12 protein-coding genes are annotated in these 17323 nt (G+C 44.7%); 9 read left to right on the plus strand and 3 right to left on the minus strand.

Features of this window, described 5'->3' with window-relative positions; translation table 11 throughout:
- Positions 1-310 precede the first annotated feature (310 nt).
- Both M72_RS12445 and M72_RS12450 read left to right on the plus strand, forming a co-directional pair.
- A complete protein-coding gene (locus tag M72_RS12445; RefSeq protein ID WP_055068448.1) occupies positions 311-523 on the plus strand; it encodes a hypothetical protein in 213 nt (70 codons plus the stop codon).
- A gap of 205 nt (positions 524-728) precedes the next feature.
- Positions 729-2399, plus strand: a complete 1671-nt coding sequence (locus M72_RS12450; RefSeq protein WP_176694792.1) for an EAL domain-containing protein — start codon at positions 729-731, stop codon at positions 2397-2399.
- A 3-nt stretch (positions 2400-2402) separates the two neighbouring features.
- Here the strand turns inward: M72_RS12450 and M72_RS12455 are convergent, their stop codons facing one another.
- On the minus strand, positions 2403-3188 hold the full coding sequence (locus M72_RS12455) for a DeoR/GlpR family DNA-binding transcription regulator (RefSeq protein WP_055068449.1): 786 nt from the start codon (positions 3186-3188) through the stop codon (positions 2403-2405).
- A 182-nt stretch (positions 3189-3370) separates the two neighbouring features.
- On the opposite strand from M72_RS12455, the gene pap reads away from it, so the two are divergent.
- Positions 3371-4840, plus strand: a complete 1470-nt coding sequence (pap, locus tag M72_RS12460) for a polyphosphate:AMP phosphotransferase (protein WP_055068450.1) — start codon at positions 3371-3373, stop codon at positions 4838-4840.
- Positions 4841-4925: 85 nt separating this feature from the next.
- On the opposite strand, the gene M72_RS12465 is transcribed toward pap, so the two are convergent.
- Positions 4926-9179 (minus strand): 2-hydroxyacyl-CoA dehydratase, encoded by a 4254-nt coding sequence (locus M72_RS12465; RefSeq protein WP_055068451.1) that lies wholly within the window; start codon positions 9177-9179, stop codon positions 4926-4928.
- Between the two features lie 252 nt (positions 9180-9431).
- Between M72_RS12465 and M72_RS12470 the strand changes: the two genes are divergently transcribed.
- From M72_RS12470 to aroB, 6 genes are all read left to right on the plus strand, one after another.
- Positions 9432-10307 (plus strand): hypothetical protein, encoded by an 876-nt coding sequence (locus tag M72_RS12470; RefSeq protein ID WP_055068452.1) that lies wholly within the window; start codon positions 9432-9434, stop codon positions 10305-10307.
- 28 nt (positions 10308-10335) lie between these two features.
- The gene (locus M72_RS12475) at positions 10336-11547 is read left to right on the plus strand and encodes a BMP family ABC transporter substrate-binding protein (RefSeq protein ID WP_055068453.1); all 1212 of its coding nucleotides are present in this window, start codon (positions 10336-10338) and stop codon (positions 11545-11547) included.
- 84 nt (positions 11548-11631) lie between these two features.
- Positions 11632-13311 carry a glutamine--tRNA ligase/YqeY domain fusion protein gene (locus M72_RS12480; RefSeq protein WP_022045079.1) on the plus strand — a complete coding sequence of 560 codons (1680 nt, stop codon included), beginning with the start codon at positions 11632-11634 and terminating at the stop codon, positions 13309-13311.
- Positions 13312-13335: 24 nt separating this feature from the next.
- On the plus strand, positions 13336-14208 hold the full coding sequence (locus tag M72_RS12485) for a DUF2225 domain-containing protein (protein WP_055068454.1): 873 nt from the start codon (positions 13336-13338) through the stop codon (positions 14206-14208).
- A 3-nt stretch (positions 14209-14211) separates the two neighbouring features.
- The gene (locus M72_RS12490; protein ID WP_055068455.1) at positions 14212-14799 is read left to right on the plus strand and encodes a ribonuclease H1 domain-containing protein; all 588 of its coding nucleotides are present in this window, start codon (positions 14212-14214) and stop codon (positions 14797-14799) included.
- Positions 14800-14817: 18 nt separating this feature from the next.
- Positions 14818-15930 carry a 3-dehydroquinate synthase gene (aroB, locus tag M72_RS12495; protein ID WP_055068456.1) on the plus strand — a complete coding sequence of 371 codons (1113 nt, stop codon included), beginning with the start codon at positions 14818-14820 and terminating at the stop codon, positions 15928-15930.
- Positions 15931-15933: 3 nt separating this feature from the next.
- Here the strand turns inward: aroB and M72_RS12500 are convergent, their stop codons facing one another.
- Positions 15934-17244 carry a tRNA(Met) cytidine acetate ligase gene (locus tag M72_RS12500; RefSeq protein ID WP_055068457.1) on the minus strand — a complete coding sequence of 437 codons (1311 nt, stop codon included), beginning with the start codon at positions 17242-17244 and terminating at the stop codon, positions 15934-15936.
- Positions 17245-17323 lie beyond the last annotated feature (79 nt).

Consider the following 17323-nt stretch of genomic DNA (forward strand, 5'->3'; position numbering starts at 1 on the left):
GGTATCCCAAGATAATAGCAATAATGGAAGAAATAGCTGCTTTTTTCATTTATTCGTACTCCTTTGTTAACTTCCGATTTTGAGATTATTTCTTAAATAGCTCAGAATGTGAACCAAGGCGATAAAGCATCAAAACAAGAACACCTCCATTCAAGTATAGTATACTCAAATGCACGTCTAATGTCAACACACTGTCATTATATAAGATACATACCTAAAATGAAAAAGATGCAATTTCTGATTTTTATGGTATATTGGAAATAAAATGATGTGATCGTTTATGCATACACAAAACAGAAAGGAGTCCGCCATGGATATAACAGGAGTAGGAAACCTATCATGTTTATATAATTATGGAATTTCGGACAGCGATACCAGACATGTCACAGGAAAAGAAAACGGCATCGGAAGCGTAGATGAAAATGGAAAACAGAAGGAATGCCAGACCTGTAAAAACCGCAAATATGTCGACGGATCAGATGAAGCAAATGTATCGTTTAAGAGTGCCGCGCATGTTTCCTAAAAAGATTTAAAGGTAACCGATGGGATAAAGGCGCGGGAGGATCATGTGGATATGCAGGTGTAGGTGATGTATGTAGTTTACACTGACTAACGGGTATAACAGCTGTTGCCCTGTATGCACCAGTCAAAGTTGAAAATTGCATAAATGGCAGAAATATGTTACCATAAACATAGACTATTGACAGAAGGTATATGGAGTGGAAGCGATGGAAAAACAGGAATTTTGCATGGAAAAATCTCAGATATTTCAGGAGATGATCAGTCGTATTTCAAAATTATCTCAGGACAGTTATTTAATGGTTACTGATATGCAGCATAATTTAACATTTGTTCCAGAAAGTACTGCAGAATTTCTGGGGATTCCATCGGGATGGTGTGAAGACGGATATAAAATAGTGCTGGAAAAGAGCGTACACCCATATGACTGCCCGGAATATACGGAAGAGATGAAAAAACGTCTGCGGGGGATCAATCTGGAGAACGATCTGTACATCCGTATGGGAAAAGACAAAAAGTATGTGATGACGCAGATTATAACGGATATGATTTTAGAGCAGGGCAAGAACAGATATTTTATTGTTCTGCTTCGGAATCAGAATGTGATTCCGGAAATTGATCCGTTGACGGATCTTTATGGTCAGGTCAAATTTGAAAAAGATATTGTGGATTATATTCAGCAGGGACGAAAAGTAGCTGTTTTGGAAATTGAAATTGATCATATGAATGATATCAATATATTGTACGGAACAAATTACAGCGACCGGATTCAAAAGGTTCTTGCATACCGGTTTATTTACATGATGGATGCAGATAAAGCAGTTTATCGTATGGGAAATTCCAATTACGCATTTATTTTGAGGGATGCCAGCCGTGAAGAGGCTGCGGCATTTCTGGAGAAGATTCGTGCGCGGCTGGAGGAAAGTGTCGTCTTGGAAAACAACCATTTTGATTTGAAGATATATGCCAGCGGGATAATTCTTGATCATTATGAGGGAGAAATTTCCACGGTACAGAGTAAGCTGGAATATGTTTTAGGAAAAATGCGTACCAGACGGGATCACAAGTTAATGTTCTTTAATGATCTGGTACAGATCAATGGGGACGTGGATCTGGATCTGATGAAGATAATTCATCAGTCTGTGCTGAACCAATGTGATGGATTTTATGTGGAGTATCAGCCTGTCGTACATGCACAGACAGGAGAGATTGCCGGAGCGGAAGCACTGGTCCGCTGGAAAAAAGAGCCATATGGTATTGTGCCACCGGGAATGTTTATTGACTGGCTGGAAAGTAATCCATGTATGTATGATCTGGGAAATTTTGTTTTGAAACAGGCATTGACGGATGCTGTGGAGTTTCGAAAATCAAATCCGGATTTTTTTATTAATGTCAATATGTCCGCAAAACAGCTGGAAAGGAAAACGTTCTGTGGTGTTGTCATGGCATTGTTGAAAGAAACCGGTTTTCCGGCGGGGCAGTTGTGTCTGGAACTGACAGAGCGGTGTAGAAGCATGCCGGTCAGCGTTATGGAAGAAAAACTGTTGTACCTCAAACAACATGGAGTGAGACTTGCAATGGATGATTACGGTACGGGAAGTGCATCTTCAAGTATCCTGCTGCAGACCCCGATGGATGAGATAAAGATTGACATGAGTTTTATCCGTGGAATTACGGATAATCAGACCAAACAGGCACTGGTGCGCAGCATGGTTGATTTTGCAAATAAAGCGGATTTAAAGAGCTGCCTGGAAGGGGTAGAGGATGAAAAGCTGCAGAATTATCTGCGTTCCTTTGGAGCCACATGGTTTCAGGGGTATTATTATTCCAGACCGGTTCAGGCAGCTGCAATGCAAAAATTGTTAAACATGGAAAATTGATAATTAGTCGGTGATGAGCAGATCAACGCCGGCTTTTTCATAGATTTCTTTTGTATTTTCGGATAATCCGGAGTCGGTGATTACCAGATTCAGATCATCAATAGAGGCATAGCTGGAGATGGATGAGGTGTCAAATTTGGTGTGGTCAATCAATGCAATTGTTTTAGCAGAAGCCTTGATACACATGCGTTTTAAATCTGCTTCGTAGATACTGAAATCGGTAAGTCCGTTTTCAACGGAGAAGCCGCGTGCAGAGACAAATGCAATGTCCGTATGAATTTTCTGTAGCAGATCCACACCGAGGAGACCTTCAATGGAAGAAGAGGCAGAGGTAACGATTCCACCGGTCAGGATAACGGTGATCCCGGGGATATCCTTCAGAGCCAGTGCAAGGTCAATGCCGTTTGTGATAACGGTAAGTTCTGTAAAGCCGGTCAGTTTCATGCCAAGTGTATAGGCAGTGGAGCTGGCATCTAAAAAGATGCACATGTGATCTTTTACCATGTGGATGGCATTTGCAGCAATTGCCTCTTTTTCTTTTTTATTTTCCAGTGCACGTTCATGAAAGAAATAGGCTTTTCCGGTAAGTTCTTTATTGTCTGCGGAGTTATCGTGGTAGAGTGCGCCTCCATGTGTTTTGGTCAGAAGTTTTTCTTTATCCATCTGGTTTAAATCGGTACGGATGGTTGTGGTGGAAACTCCAAGCATTTCACTGAGTTCATTTGTGGTTGCTTTTCGGTTTTGTTTCAAATATTCCAATATAAGTTTCTGACGTTCTAATTGCAGCATGATGATTTTTTATACTCCTTTATATTTACGAAAACACAGATTTCGAAAGTTTATATATAGGATACTATACATCGGAATTGCATTTTTTGCCAGTGAAAAGTGAAAACAAAAAAATTGGCAAAGAAGTGGATGAAAATCAGCAGCTGTGGTATGATAAGAAAAAAGCATAAGGAGGGGTTTTTATGCTAAAAGAGTGGGAAAAATCCGAAAAACCATCGGAGGAGGAAATTAAGGCACGGCTGGAAGCGGTAAAAGAGAAACTGGCACGGCAGCAGCTTTTGATCAAAGAGAAGAAAGTACCGGTTCTTGTTGTGCTTGAAGGCTGGGGAACGGCCGGAAAAGGTTATGCAATCGGCCAGATCATCCAGAATATTGATCCGCGTTTCTTTAAGGTGGTATCGATGCAGAAAAAGACGGAGGATGACAAGAGAAAACCGTTTTTGTACCGGCATTTTGTCAAAATTCCGGAAGCCGGACAGTTTGTATTTCTGGATACGGCATGGATGGATGAGATTACGGAGGAGCGTCTGCACGGAACCATTTCCGAGGATGTATATGCCAACCGGATTGAAAGTGTCCGCCGGTTTGAACGGCAGCTTACAGACAATGGCTATCTGGTCATGAAATTCTTTCTGCATATTTCAAAAAAGGAACAGTCACGGCGTATTGCACAGCTGGAGCATCAGAAGGACACAACATGGCGTGTCAGCAAAAAAGATCTGTGGCAGAATGAACATTATGAGAAATGTATGGATGTATTTTCCGGATATCTGAAAAATACAAATATGCCATCCGCACCCTGGTATATCATTGATGCAAAGTCCAGAAAATGGACAGAAGTACAGATTCTTGAGACGCTTACCCAGGGGATTGAGATTGCTCTGAGCAATCACCAGATGGTGGTTCCGCTTCTGCAGAATGTATTTCCGTTGAAAAAAATGCCGCTTCTTTGTGACATTCCGTTGGACAAGTGTATGGAGGAGGATGTCTATAAAAAGGAATTAAAGCAGCTTCAGCAGAGACTTGGAGAACTGCACAATCGTCTGTATCGTAAGAAAGTGCCGGTCATCATTGCCTATGAAGGGTGGGATGCAGCCGGAAAAGGCGGAAATATCAAGCGGATTACGGGAGCACTTGATCCGCGTGGATATGAGGTTCATCCGATTGCAAGTCCCGAGCCGCATGAGAAAGCAAGACATTATCTGTGGCGTTTCTGGACAAGGCTTCCGCGTACCGGGCATATTGCAATCTTTGACCGAACGTGGTATGGGCGTGTGATGGTCGAACGTCTGGAAGGGTTTTGCAGCGAGAATGACTGGATGCGTGCGTACAATGAAATTAATGAGTTTGAGAAGGAACTGCACGACTGGGGAGCCGTGATCATCAAATTCTGGGTGCAGATCGACAAAGATACGCAGCTTGCCCGTTTTACCGATCGGCAGAATACGCCCGAAAAGCAATGGAAGATTACAGAGGAAGACTGGCGCAACCGTGATAAGTGGGATGCGTATGAGGGGGCAGTCAATGAGATGATTCAAAAGACGAGCACTACCTATGCACCGTGGCATATCTTAGAATCCGTAGATAAAAAATATGCACGGATCAAAGCATTAAGGATCGTGATTGCTGAACTGGAAAAAGTGTTAGACTGACTGGAAAAATAAAAAAGGAATACCCCGGCAAACGGAATTTCCGTTGCCGGGGTATTTTTGCGACTTATGATGAAACATCGCAGAATTATGAATTTGTTTTTTTCAGGTTTTTCTGTGCTGTAGAAAGCATCAGCTTGATACGGTTGAGCTGGTTAACTTCCGATGCACCCGGATCATAATCGATTGCAACGATATTTGCGCCCGGATATTCGTGACGAATTTCCTTAATGACACCTTTACCGACGATATGGTTTGGCAGGCAGGCAAATGGCTGCGCACAGACGATGTTGGTTGCTCCCTGTGCAATCAGTTCAAGCATTTCTCCAGTTAAGAACCAGCCTTCGCCGGTCTGGTTACCGCAGGAGACGATATGCTCTGCCTGTTTTGCCAGATCCTGAATATATGCAGTTGGCTCAAAATGTTTACTCTTTGCAAGTTCATCCCTTGCATCCTTGCGCAGCCACTCAAAGAAGCGGATGAGCATATTGTTGATGCGCTTGGATTTTGCGGTAGCTCCAAGATAATCCGCCTTGAAATTCTGATTGTAGCAGCAGTACAGTAAGAAATCGGTCAGATCCGGTACGACTGCCTCAGCGCCTTCGGATTCGAGCAGATCCACAATATAGTTGTTGGCAGCCGGAAGGAACTTGACAAGGATCTCTCCAACCACACCGACACGCGGCTTTTTCTCATCCGTCATTGGCAGATTGTCAAAGTCGCGGATGATCTGACGGCACATTTTGCGATATTTACGGTGGGACAGAATCTTGGTGTTGCCAACAAAGTCAATGACACGTTTTTTCCATTTTTCGTGTAATGCGTTGGCAGATCCCGGTACCTTTTCGTATGGGCGCACACGGTAGAGACAGCGCATGAAGATGTCTCCGAATTCCAGAGCGTACAGACCATGCTGGATCAGGCTTGGTGTGAGTTTAAATCCCGGATTTTTCTCCAGACCGACCATGTTGATGGAGATGACCGGAATATCCGGGTGGCCGGCTTTGGTCAGTGCGCGGCGGATAAATCCAATGTAGTTGGTCGCACGACAGCCACCACCGGTCTGTGAGATCAGGATTGCTGTTTTGCTCAGGTCATATTTGCCGGACATTACCGCACTCATAATCTGTCCGATGACAATCAGGGACGGATAACATGCATCGTTATTTACATACTTTAAACCGACATCGACACATTCTCTGGCCGGAATATCTGGGATGACCAGATTGTAGCCTGCGGCACGGAATGCCGGAACGAGAAGTTCAAAATGGATCGGTGACATCTGTGGACAGATGATGGTGTAATCTTTACGCATTTCCTCGGTAAAGATAACGCGCTCGTAATTTGCCGGCTTGATTTCGCGTTTTTCATGTTTTTTCTCTTTGACACGAATTGCAGCCAGAAGCGAACGGATACGGATACGGGCAGCACCGAGGTTGTTGACTTCATCAATCTTTAAGCATGTATAAATTTTTCCAGAATTGGTCAGAATATCGCTGACACAGTCGGTTGTTACGGCATCCAGTCCGCAGCCGAAGGAGTTCAGCTGGATGAGGTCCAGATCATCCCTGGTCTTAACGTAGTTTGCGGCGGAGTACAGCCGGCTGTGGTACATCCACTGATCCATGACAATAAGCGGGCGTTCCAGATTCCCCAGATGGGAAATGGAATCTTCTGTCAGTACACACATACCGTAGGAAGTAATCATTTCTGGAATACCGTGATTGATTTCCGGATCAACATGGTATGGACGACCGGCCAGCACGATACCGCGGCGATGGTGTTCTTCCATATATTTCAATACTTCTTCGCCCTTCTTCTGCATCTCCAGACGGGTCATGGCAAGTTCTTTCCAGCCTTCGGATACGGCATCACGTACTTCGGCTTCCGGAATATGGAATTCTTTCTTAAAACAGTCTACGAGCTGTTTGGAAAGGACTTCTTCGTTTGTAAACGCCATGAACGGGTTTAAGAACCGCATCTGTCCACTTGTAATTTCTTCAACATTGTTTTTAATGTTTTCGGAATAAGAAGTTACGATCGGGCAGTTGTAGTGGTTGTTTGCATCCGGAAACTCGTTGCGCTCGTAAGGAATCGCCGGATAGAAAATAAAATCTACATTCTGGTGGATCAGCCAGGAAATATGACCGTGCGCCAGTTTCGCCGGGTAGCATTCGGATTCGCTTGGAATAGAATCAATGCCGAGTTCGTAGATTTTTCGTGTGGACTGCGGAGAGAGAACCACACGGAAACCGAGCTTCTTAAAGAACGTTGCCCAGAACGGATAGTTTTCATACATGTTCAGTACACGCGGAAGTCCGACGGTCCCGCGGGTTGCTTCGGCTTCTGACAGAGGTTCATAAGCAAAAATACGTTTGTTCTTATATTCGAAGAGGTTTGGAATATTCTCTTTGTTTTTTTCTTTTCCAAGTCCGCGCTCACAGCGGTTTCCGGTAATATACTGACGGTTGTCTGAAAACTTATTGATCGTCAGCAGACAGTGGTTTGTACATCCCTGGCAGCGTGCAAGCTTGGTAGTGTAGGACAGTTTATTGATCTGTTCAATGGACAGCATCGTCGTCTGATAGCCGGCTTCGTGACGTTCGCGGGCAATCAGTGCGGCACCGAAAGCACCCATGATTCCGGCAATGTCCGGACGGGTTGCGTGGACACCGGCAATTTTTTCAAAACTGCGCAGAACGGCGTCATTGTAGAAAGTACCACCCTGAACAACAATATTTTCTCCCAGATCTTTGGCATCGGACAGTTTGATCACCTTAAATAATGCGTTTTTGATTACAGAGTAGGCAAGTCCGGCAGAGATATCGGCAACGGAGGCGCCTTCCTTTTGTGCCTGTTTTACCTTTGAGTTCATAAATACGGTACAGCGGGTACCAAGATCAATCGGATGCTTGGCAAACAGTGCTTCTTTGGCGAAATCCTGCACCGTGAAGTTTAAGGATTTTGCAAAAGTTTCAATGAAAGAACCGCAGCCGGAAGAACATGCTTCGTTTAACTGAACCGAATCTACGGTCTGGTTCTTGATCTTGATGCATTTCATGTCCTGACCGCCGATGTCTAAAATACAGTCAACTTTTGGATCAAAGAAAGCGGCGGCATAGTAATGGGCGACGGTTTCTACCTCGCCGTCATCAAGCATCAATGCAGCTTTCAAAAGAGCTTCCCCGTATCCGGTGGAGCAGGAGTGTACAATGTGCGCACTCTCCGGAAGCAGACGGTAAATTTCCTGAATGGAACGGATGGCAGTTGCAAGCGGGCTTCCGTTATTGTTGTCATAGAATGAATACAGAAGTTTTCCGTCCTCGCTGACAAGTGCGATCTTTGTTGTCGTGGAACCTGCGTCAATACCGAGATAGCAGTTTCCGGAATAGTTTTTCAGGTCACCGGTTTCTACATGATTGTTTCCGTGCCGGCTGGTAAAAGCATCGTAATCTTCCTGGCTGGCAAACAGCGGGTCCAGACGGGCAACTTCAAACTCCAGCTTAATGCCGGTGGAAAGACGCTGCTGCAGAGATCCTAAAGTGGTCTCTACGTCTTCTTTATAATTTAATGCGGAACCGATCGCTGCAAACAGATGCGAATTTTCCGGTGTAATTGCGTGCTCATCATCGAGATTTAACGTGCGGATAAACGCTGCTTTCAGTTCGGATAAAAAGTGCAGAGGACCACCGAGAAATGCCACATGTCCGCGGATCGGTTTACCACAGGCAAGTCCACTGATCGTCTGATTGACAACCGCCTGGAAAATAGAGGCAGACAGATCTTCGCGAGTTGCACCCTCATTGATGAGCGGCTGGATATCTGTCTTGGCAAATACACCACAGCGCGCTGCAATCGGATAGATTGCTTTATAATTTTTGGCATATTCATTTAATCCGGAAGCATCGGTCTGGATCAGGGATGCCATCTGATCAATGAATGAACCTGTACCGCCGGCACAGATACCGTTCATACGCTGTTCGACATTACCGCCTTCAAAATAGATGATCTTGGCATCTTCTCCGCCGAGCTCGATTGCAACATCGGTCTGTGGCGCATAATGAGTGAGAGCAGTGGATACTGCAATAACCTCCTGCGTAAACGGAACCTCCAGATGCTTTGCAAGGGTCAGTCCGCCTGATCCGGTAATAACAGGAGAAACAGAAAGATCCCCCAGTTCGTTGGATGCTTTGGCAATTAAGGACGCCAGTGTCTCCTGAATATTTGCAAAATGACGCTCGTAATCGGAAAACAGGATGTTGTCCTGTGAGTCGAGGATTGCAATTTTGACGGTGGTGGAACCGATATCAATTCCAAGTTTATGTAACTGCTTGTCACTCATAAATGTAACCTCCATGTGTAAGTAACTAAACTTATTATAAATAAGTATGATTTCAAAACAAAACCTAAAACATTATACGACAAGAATTGACAAAAGACAACGACTGAAAACATAAAGATTTTATAAAATGTTGGAAAGAACGTGCCGCTGCGTTGACAAGAGGGATTTGAAAACCGTATAATTGGTTGACAGAAAGGTCAGAAGTGACCGTAACCATACATACACTATTCTATGTAGACAGGAGACAGATTTATGAACTGGATGGATAAACTGGAACGCAAATGGGGACGACATGCGGTCGCCAATCTGAGCAGATATTTTGTACTTGCGCAGGTGATTGGATACGTGGTACAGCTGACGGCACCCGGACTCATGAGTTATATGAATTTTGATATGGGCAGTATTCTGCACGGACAGATCTGGAGAATTGTGACATGGATTTTTACACCGACGGCATCGCTGGATGTTTTTGGAATCTTATTTCTGTTCTGTGTGCTTATGTGGGGCAGTTCGCTGGAATCCATGCTTGGAACATTCCGCATGAATGTATTTTTGTGGGGAAGTGTGATTTTGTGTGACATTGTGGGCGCGATCGTATATGTTGTTACGCGGATTCTGCTGGGATATGGTTTTTCTCCGTATCTGTCCACGTATTATATTCTGATGTCCATGCTGCTGGCGCTGGCTATGTGCATGCCGGAGGGAGAGGTACGCCTGTATTTTGTCCTTCCGATCAGGATGAAATGGATGTTAATTTTTGAACTGGTATATCTGGGATATCAGGTGGTTCGTATATTCTCGATCGGAATTGCAAGTTATGGAACCGGAATGGGAATTCTCGTGGGGGTTTTAAACTGCGTACAGATTGTGGTTCCGGTACTCAATATGTTCTGGTTTTTCCATGCAATGAAGACCCGTTTGTCCGGAAAACAAAAGAAACGCCAGAAAGAATTCCGGGCACAGTTCAGTCAGCCTCGTCCGGGGTCCGGCATTGCACGTCACAAATGTGCCATCTGTGGTAGAACCGAGCTGACAAATCCGGAATTACAGTTCCGTTATTGCAGCAAATGCGTGGGAAATCGTGAATACTGTCAGGATCATCTGTTTACCCACCAGCATGTAAAATAAAATTTAGTGAGTGGAAAAGAAAAAAATCATGAAGAAAAAGTTTTTAAGTGTTTTGCTTATCGTTGCGGTTCTGATAGGAATGGCAGGTGTCAGCGGAACACAGACAGAATCAGGAGAACAGAAAGCAGACAAAGAACAAAAGCAGCAGGAAAACGAACAGACTGCGGAAACGAAAGTGGAAATTCCACTGGAAAATGAGGAAGAACAAAAGGGATGGATCGGTGTTATCTTAAACGGAGATGAGACAGAAGCCTATACACTGGCACATATTGACGGAATCCGGGCAGCAGCAGAAAATGTCAGTCTTCCGGAGCAGGATATCATCTGGAAAGAGCGTGTCGGTGCGAATGATGGCTGCAAAAGTGCAGTAAAGGATCTTATAAGACAGGGATGTGAGATTATTATTGCAAACAGCGCCATCTATGAAGAAGCAATAAAAAGTGAAGCAGAAAAGAATCCGGAAGTTGATTTTGTAGTTATCAACGATTCAAAGACACAGAGTACGGTAACGGAAGACGGAACAGAACTCACAAATCTTTACAATGTACATATGGATACCTACGAAGCTTCTTATGTGGCAGGAGTCACGGCCGGAATGAAAGTAGCAAAGCTGAAGGAAAAGAAAAAGATTCCCGCAAAGAGTTTTGACGAAAAGAAAAATGTAAAACTGGGATATGTGGCGGCAGAGGCAAACGATGATGCACATGCAGATATTAATGCCTATTACCTGGGAGTAAAGGCCGTCTGTAAAAAGGTTGTTTTACAGGTAGAATACATAGATGCCTGGAATAACAGTGATGCGGAGGCAACCGCAGCCGGAGATCTGATCCGGAGCGGGTGTGTGGTTCTTGCATCCAATACCGATCTGGATGCTGTTATGCAGATGGCTGAAAATGCAAAAGAAAGCGGAAAATGCGTATACGCGGTTGGAAGAAACTCTGATATGCGTCAGATGGCAGGAAAGGCCGCGCTGACTTCGGTTGTCAGTGTGTGGTCGGTTTATTATACAGAGCTGTTTGATGCAAAGCTGAATGGCCGCTATATGGAACAGAACTGGAATGGCGGATATGCACAGAGAGCGGTTACAATTTCTACACTGGGAAAAAGTGCATCATCCGGAACCGGTGACAGAGTGAAAAAAACGGAAGAAAAAATAAAAAACGGGAAGAAACAGATTGCATATTTTTCAACACGTGCGCTGGACGGAATTCTGGAATCCGAAAAAGGACAGGAGCAATAGCGTACACAGGTGCGTTTTGGTTGACAAATATCGGGAATATCCCTATAATTATTCTTATTTGAGGAGTGCTGGAGGAATAGATATATGGAAAATGAAGCGGTTTCCAAGAATTTTATTGAACAGATTATTGAAAAGGACCTGGCAGAGGGACATTGTGAAACGGTAAAAACCCGTTTTCCACCGGAGCCAAACGGATATCTGCATATCGGACATGCAAAGTCCATTCTTTTAAATTCAGGGTTAGCAAAAAAGTACGGAGGAGAATTCAATCTCCGCTTTGATGATACAAATCCGACAAAAGAGAAACTTGAGTTTGTAGAGTCTATTAAGGAAGACGTAAAATGGCTTGGAGCAGATTGGGGAGATCGTCTCTTCTTTGCATCAAATTACTTCGATCAGATGTATGAAGCAGCGATTAAACTGATTAAAAAGGGAAAAGCATATGTATCCGATCTGTCTGCAGACGAAATCCGTGAGTATCGCGGTACTCTGACAGAGCCGGGAAAAGAAGACCCATATGCCAAAAGAAGCGTAGAGGAAAATCTTGCGCTGTTTGAAGAAATGAAGGAAGGAAAATGTGAGGATGGAAGTCGTGTACTTCGTGCACGGATTGATATGACTTCTTCCAATATCAATATGAGAGATCCGATCCTTTATCGTGTGGCACATATGACACATCACAATACCGGGGACAAGTGGTGTATTTATCCGATGTACGATTTTGCACATCCGATTGAGGATGCAATCGAGGGAATAACCCATTCCATCTGTACTCTGGAGTTCGAGGATCACAGACCGTTGTATGACTGGGTTGTGACAGAACTTGGATATAAGACTAGTCCGGAAGGGACTCCGAAGCAGATCGAGTTTGCAAAACTGTATCTGACAAATGTTGTAACCGGAAAACGTTATATCAAGCGTCTGGTTGAGGAGAAGATTGTAGATGGATGGGATGATCCACGTCTGGTTTCCATTGCAGCGCTGCGCCGCAGAGGATATACACCGGAATCCATTCAGAAATTTATCGAACTTGGAGGTATTTCCAAGGCAAACAGTTCTACGGATTATGCAATGCTTGAGTACTGCATCCGTGAGGATCTGAAGATGAAACGTCCACGTATGATGGCAGTTTTAGATCCGGTAAAGGTTGTCATTGACAATTATCCGCAGGGCCAGACGGAGGAACTTCCGGTGGACAATAATCTGGAAAATCCGGAACTCGGAAAGAGAACCGTTCCGTTTACCAGGGAAATTTATATTGAACGGGATGATTTTATGGAAGAACCGCCGAAGAAATATTTCCGTATGTTCCCGGGAAATGAAGTACGTCTCATGAATGCATATTTCGTGAAATGTGTCGGATTTGAAAAGGATGAGAGCGGGAAAGTTACGGTTATCCACTGCACATATGACCCGGCATCAAAAGGCGGAAACAGCCCGGATGGAAGAAAAGTAAAGGGAACCATTCACTGGGTATCGGCAGAACACGGAAAGAAAGTAACGGTTCGCTTATATGAGAACCTCATTAATGAAGAACTTGGCGTATATAATGAAGACGGAAGTCTGAATCTGAATCCGAATTCCCTGACTGTCCTGACAGAGAGCATTGTAGAGCCGGCATTGTTAGAGGCAAAACCATATGAGAGTTTTCAGTTTGTAAGAGAAGGATTTTTCTGCGCAGATTATAAGGATTCAAAGCCGGGAGCGCCTGTATTTAACAGAATTGTTTCTTTGAAGAGTTCTTTTAAGCTGCCGAAAAAATAAAGAATAGACAAAAAGAGGCGTAGAATGAATTTATTATCGGGATTGGAAAAATTTGGTTTGGATCAGATGGATACAGACCACCTCTTTGAAGAGGAAAAAAGTGATACACCTGCACGGAAAGCACCGGAACCGGTGCCAAAAAAAGAACCGGTTCACAGCGAAACTGAGTTCTTACTGGATAAATCCATCCGTTGTCCGGTATGTGATAATGTTTTCCGTACAAGAATGGTAAAAACTGGACGGGTAAAGCGCATGGAACCGGATTTTGATCTGCGTCCGCGTTTTCAGTACATTGATACAAATAAATACGATGTATCGTCCTGCCCACAGTGCGGATATACGGCGATGAACCGCTATTTTACCCATTTGTCTACCGGTCAGGTCAAGATGATTGAAGAAGGGGTATGCCATAAGTTCAAAGGGCAGAAGCAGCCAAAAGAAGAACCGATGGAGCCGTATTCTTACGAAAAAGCCATTGAGCGGTATAAACTGGCTTTATATAATACACTGGTGAAAAAGGGAAAGAACAGTGAAAAGGCATATGAGTGCCTAAAGATATCCTGGCTGTACCGCGGCTGGATTGAGGAGCTTTCCAAGGCAAAAAAGAAAGATGAAAAAACACTTGCCGAATGCCGGAAAGAAGAAGCCACGTATTATGAACAGGCATATGAGGGATTTTTAAAAGCGATTGCATCCGAAAATTTCCCAATGTGCGGAATGGAAGAAAGTACCGTAAACCTGTTGATGGCGAATATAGCTTATAAACTTGGAAAGGTGGACATTGCATCCAGATTCATTTCCATGATTCTGACTTCACAGGCAGCTTCCCGAGTGGCAAAAGACCGAGCGATGCTTTTAAAAGAAGAGATTATTGCAAAACTGCACGGCAAAGGATAATCTATGGCTGGAAAATTTTATGCGGTAAAAAAGGGAAAAGTTCCGGGAATTTATACCTCATGGGATGCATGTAAAAGTATGGTGCATGGATTTCCGGGAGCTGTCTATAAAGGGTTTGCGACACGCGCAGAAGCGGAACAGTTTCTGGAAGGAAAAAAAGAGGAACAAAAGGAACCGGAAAATTATGCGTTTGTCGACGGTTCGTTTAACAGTGCTACTTCCGTCTATGGATATGGCGGATTTCTCGTGACAAAGGGAGAACGTCACGTGATCAGCGGAAGCGGCAATGATCCCCAGATGGCATCGATGCGCAATGTGGCAGGAGAGGTGTTAGGCAGCATGGCTGCAGTAAAAGAAGCTGTTGCCATGGGACTTACCGACTTAACCATTTATTATGACTATATGGGAATAGAGATGTGGGCAACCGGAGCCTGGAAGCGGAACAAACAGGGAACGATTGCCTATTATGATTTTATACAGTCCGTGAATGATAAAATTTCCCTTCATTTTGTGAAAGTGAAAGGACATTCCGGGGTAGAAGGAAATGAAGAGGCGGACCGGTTGGCAAGACTTGCTGCCGGGGTAGATTAGACAGACAGGGGTGACAAAGTGAGCGTATTTAATGTAGAACTGAAAAAAGTGGTGGATGACAGTTACGATATTGAGATGGGGTATCGTCTGGAGGATCAACTGGTAGAGGATTTAGAGACCGGTCTTCTGGGAAAAATCAGGAAGTTTGCCGTGATCACGGATTCCAATGTACTGGATCTGTATGCAAAACCAATCAGTGAAAAGCTGAGCAAGGCTGGATTTAAAGTGGAACTGTTCGTATTTCCCGCAGGAGAAAAAAGTAAGACCAGACAGACGAAGGCGAAGATTGAAGATGCCATGCTGGAAAAAGGGTTCCGCAGAGATTGTGCTGTGATTGCAATCGGCGGAGGTGTTGTTACGGATCTGGCAGGATTTCTGGCAGGAACATATGGCAGAGGCGTACCGTTTATCAATTATGCGACCACACTTCTGGCTGCTGCAGATGCATCCGTGGGCGGAAAGACTGCCGTTGATACACCGCTTGCAACGAATCTGATTGGACTTTTCAATCAGCCGCGCAAGGTCTACATTGATATTGCCGCATGGAAAACCCTTCCGAAACGTCAGATGGCAAGCGGCATGGCAGAGACCATCAAGCATGCATGTCTGGCGAGCCGTGAAATGTTTGAGTTTATCGAGGAAAACTTGGATGATATTATGAGTTTCCAGAAGTTTGCCTGCGAATATATCGCAGAGAACAACTGTAAGATCAAGTATGATGTTGTTATGAAAGACGAGAGAGAAAGCGGACTGCGCGAAGTCCTGAATTTAGGACACACGGTGGGACGCGCCATTGAAACTGTCAGTGACTACCGGCTTCTGCACGGCGAGGCACTTTCCATCGGAATGGCGGCTATGGTACTGCTTTCGGCACGCCTTGGCTATATGTCAGAGGAAGAGGCAGAGCGTGTGACTAAGCTGTATGCGCGTGTGGGACTTCCGACAAGAATTCCGGATTATATTGATCGTGAGGCTCTGGTTAAGAAGCTTTATACCGACAAAAAGGTGCGTGACGGAAAGTTACGCTTTGTGATCGAAAAAGGCATTGGAGATGTAGTGGAGTTTGCACCGAATGTGTATGCCAAGCCGATCGAGGAGAGTCTGGCAAGAGAGATTATTATGGAACTGTAAAGGTTATACGAGGACGATGGGCTGTCGGTATTCGTTTGGTAATTCGGTCTGTATCTGCATGGAAGATGTAGTGCGGTACAGATCAGCACAGGCTACATCGTGTAAAAAACGTTTGTATGCAATTCCATGAAGGATAGAAGAAGCATCTGCAACTTTGGTAATCAAAGGAACGGATGCTTCTTTTTTGATGGAGGAAAGAAGCACAGAGGAATCCCTGCGAAAACCAAGTACCCGCAGATACGGAATGCCATCCGGCTGCCAGAGCGCAGCATAATCGTCCTGCCGGATGTTAAGCAGGATGTGGAGCAGAGCGCGGCAGATGCGTGTGTATGTTGTATTTTTGCTTTTTAAGAGATCGGCAAACTGCGAAAAACTTAAAAAATGCTCTAGCTGCTGGACGATTCGATGGGACAGATCCTTGCCACAGTCTGCAAAGTCAGCATAGCCTCCATCGTACAGTGCCCATAACCGGGTGTAGAGAGCCTGAGAAAAAGCATCCGTGTCCAGAAGAAGGTTCTGCTGTGCCAAAGTGGCAAGGAGGGAGGCGGAAGTATCGGGAAGCATCTGCGAAAGTTCGAAATCAAAGCTGCCTGTACTTATGAACATGGAATGGTTGTGGTTACCATCATTTTCAGATGGCACAAGCAGTGCGTTTCTTATGGCAGTTGCAGAGGCGTAGGTTACGCCTGTTTTTGTGCTGTGATAGCCTTCCCCGATACGTTGGACCGGCATACTGGAAAAAGTTCTGTCATGTACGCTGTTTATGGAATTCCAGCGGGCGATTGCTTTTTCGTATTCTAAGGCCAGAATATTGTTCGGAGATGCCAGAAAAGAAGAAACCGCATCAGAAGAAAAGGAAGGCAGCAGGGAACACAGTGCGTGGCTTCGTGCGACAGGAAACGGATTTCCCTGCTTCATGTTATAAGAAACCAGCATCTGATAGTCCGAAGCATTTTTGGAAAGAACTTCGACAATTGCCTGCATAAGTTCTTTTTCCGGAGTTTCACAGCCATAGCAGAGCGTGTCAACGACGCCTGTTTTTCCGAGAAGCTGTACGCCTCCGGCAGCAAAATATTCCGCGGAAGCGGTCGCCCATACAGCCGGAAGTTCGAGTACCAGATCGGCACCGCCGAGAAGTGCCATGCGGGTGCGCGTGTATTTGTCGGCAATGGCAGGAACACCGCGCTGTAAGAAATCTCCGCTCATGGCAACGATCACAAAATCTGCTCCTGTAAGGTGGCGTACGGTTTCAATCTGATATTGGTGTCCGTTGTGAAACGGATTGTATTCGGCGATAATTCCTGCTGTTTTCACGTTTGCCTCCTGTTCGGTCGTTTCTTCTGTCTGTTTTTCTGTTAAAATATTAACACAGCTTTTCGAGGATTTCCACTTG

Origin of the sequence: Roseburia faecis (assembly GCF_001406815.1) — a bacterium.
GTDB classification, from domain to species: domain Bacteria; phylum Bacillota; class Clostridia; order Lachnospirales; family Lachnospiraceae; genus Roseburia; species Roseburia faecis.

What these genes read in the sequence shown, in the direction of transcription:
- M72_RS12445 (WP_055068448.1), top strand. Translation starts at nt 311, where the DNA reads ATGGATATAACAGGAGTAGGAAACCTATCATGTTTATATAATTATGGA.
- M72_RS12470 (WP_055068452.1), top strand. Translation starts at nt 9,432, where the DNA reads ATGAACTGGATGGATAAACTGGAACGCAAATGGGGACGACATGCGGTC.
- M72_RS12465 (WP_055068451.1), bottom strand. Translation starts at nt 9,179, where the DNA reads ATGAGTGACAAGCAGTTACATAAACTTGGAATTGATATCGGTTCCACC.
- M72_RS12455 (WP_055068449.1), bottom strand. Translation starts at nt 3,188, where the DNA reads ATGCTGCAATTAGAACGTCAGAAACTTATATTGGAATATTTGAAACAA.
- M72_RS12490 (WP_055068455.1), top strand. Translation starts at nt 14,212, where the DNA reads ATGGCTGGAAAATTTTATGCGGTAAAAAAGGGAAAAGTTCCGGGAATT.
- pap (WP_055068450.1), top strand. Translation starts at nt 3,371, where the DNA reads ATGCTAAAAGAGTGGGAAAAATCCGAAAAACCATCGGAGGAGGAAATT.
- M72_RS12485 (WP_055068454.1), top strand. Translation starts at nt 13,336, where the DNA reads ATGAATTTATTATCGGGATTGGAAAAATTTGGTTTGGATCAGATGGAT.
- M72_RS12450 (WP_176694792.1), top strand. Translation starts at nt 729, where the DNA reads ATGGAAAAACAGGAATTTTGCATGGAAAAATCTCAGATATTTCAGGAG.
- M72_RS12475 (WP_055068453.1), top strand. Translation starts at nt 10,336, where the DNA reads ATGAAGAAAAAGTTTTTAAGTGTTTTGCTTATCGTTGCGGTTCTGATA.
- M72_RS12480 (WP_022045079.1), top strand. Translation starts at nt 11,632, where the DNA reads ATGGAAAATGAAGCGGTTTCCAAGAATTTTATTGAACAGATTATTGAA.